The sequence below is a fragment of the Streptomyces sp. S6 genome (assembly GCF_054880855.1).
The window spans coordinates 1-1,006 of the sequence record NZ_JBTYMC010000678.1 but is presented as its reverse complement, the minus strand read 5'-3'; the positions used below and the strand labels follow the sequence as shown (position 1 = coordinate 1,006).

At 76.0% G+C, this 1,006-nt stretch carries 1 protein-coding gene and 2 pseudogenes; all 3 read left to right on the top strand.

The genetic code is table 11. The features are described from left to right. A pseudogene (locus ACVNF4_RS36380) lies at positions 1-126 on the top strand (DUF3499 domain-containing protein); the annotation flags it as partial. A 63-nt stretch (positions 127-189) separates the two neighbouring features. After that, entirely contained in the window at positions 190-363 is a 174-nt protein-coding gene (locus tag ACVNF4_RS36375; RefSeq protein ID WP_461807084.1) for a Trm112 family protein, read from the top strand. A 378-nt stretch (positions 364-741) separates the two neighbouring features. Continuing rightward, positions 742-1,006 (top strand): annotated as a pseudogene (locus ACVNF4_RS36370) (SIS domain-containing protein); the annotation flags it as partial.

Below are 1,006 nucleotides of genomic sequence, written 5' to 3'. Positions count from 1 at the left end.
AACGCCGTCCGCGAGGCCGCCCGCCCCCAGGAGCGCGCCGCGGGCACCGGATCCGGCCGCGCCGCCGACCCCATGGAGGTCGCCCGCCGAGGCCACCTCCGCGTCCTGCGCTCCCCGGAACCCTGAGCCTCACAGCCCCCCGGCGCTAGGCTGGCCCCCTAAGCCGCCTGACCTGTGAAGGACCCCCTCATGCCCCTCGTCGAACCCGGCCTCCTGGACATCCTCGCCTGCCCCTCCTGCCACGCCCCCCTCACCGAGCAGGACACCGACCTCGTCTGCACCAGCCCCGACTGCGGCCTCGCCTACCCCGTCCGCGACGGCATCCCGGTCCTCCTGGTGGACGAGGCCCGCAAGCCGGAGTAGCGGGGTCGGTGCAGGAGGCACACCTCGGACGGGCGAGGAACATCCGAGGGGGCGCCGGGAGGGTCGTCCGACGCGGAACTCACCGAGCCGACCACGCGACGACGAGCCGTGGACGACCGTCCCAGAGGATCGCCACCCCCACCCGCAGCCGCCTCCTCTCCTCCGCCTGGCTGCGGGCAGTCGCGCCGCGCCCCACCCGCAGGCGCGTCTCCTCCCCGCGCCCCAGCTGCGGGCAGTCGTGCCGCTAGGGGCGGCACGGGTGGGCGCAGCGGCACCCCGCAAGCGCGGGTGAGCGAAACGTCCCACCCCAGCCACCCACAGACCCGCACCCACCCTCCACCCCGCGCCCCACCCGACCCCGCGATCGGAGACCCCGCCATGCTCGACGAATCCCTCCTCGACACGCCGGAGGCCCTCGCAGAGGCCGACCGCAGAGCCCTCCTGAGGGGCGCGGCGGAAGCAGGCGCGCGAGTCCGCACAGCAGCCAGGAACGCGGCGGAAGCGGGCGTCCAGCAACTGAAACCGGACGGCCGCCCCCGAGGCATCCTCATCGCCGGCCCAGGCGCGGCAGCGACCTGCGTGGCCGACCTCCTCACCACCCTCGCCGGCGCCGCCTGCCCCGTCACCCGCCTCGCCCCCACCG

Bases quoted from the DNA above. Each gene is read 5' to 3' on its own strand.
- ACVNF4_RS36375 (WP_461807084.1), top strand. From the start codon at position 190: ATGCCCCTCGTCGAACCCGGCCTCCTGGACATCCTCGCCTGCCCCTCC.